Source organism: Micromonospora craterilacus, from assembly GCF_003236315.1.
Lineage (GTDB): Bacteria > Actinomycetota > Actinomycetes > Mycobacteriales > Micromonosporaceae > Micromonospora > Micromonospora craterilacus.
Genome location: NZ_POTY01000602.1, coordinates 1 through 390, shown reverse-complemented (window position 1 = coordinate 390; position 390 = coordinate 1). Strand labels below are relative to the sequence as shown.

The window sequence follows — 390 nt, the reverse complement described above, 5'->3', positions numbered from 1 at the left end:
TCATTACACATTCCATCTAAATGTACTATTTGATGTGAAGAACTAAAATCTCCCTCTACATTAATAACTACATTTGCTCTATTAGGACAGACATCTACACATAATTCACATATGTTGCTACAAGATAGACATCTTTCTGATTCATTTTCTACACAATTATGATCTTTTAATATACCCTTTTTACTGTATACTTTTTTCTCATTTATAGGGAAAACTTTCTTATCAAAATCATTACTTAATCCTTCTTTTGATAAAATGTCCTTAGATACTGCTTTACCATCAGCTATAGCTTTAACAATAGTAGCTGGTCCCTTTTTCATATCTCCAGCAACATATACATTAGTAATATTTGTTTCGCAAGATTCCTTTACCTTAGGTAATCCCTTAGCA

Annotated in this window: 1 protein-coding gene; it reads right to left on the bottom strand. The window is 30.3% G+C overall.

What is annotated here, in order from left to right:
* On the bottom strand, positions 1-390 hold a 390-nt coding region (locus C1I95_RS37555; protein WP_199524064.1), incomplete at both ends, for a hypothetical protein.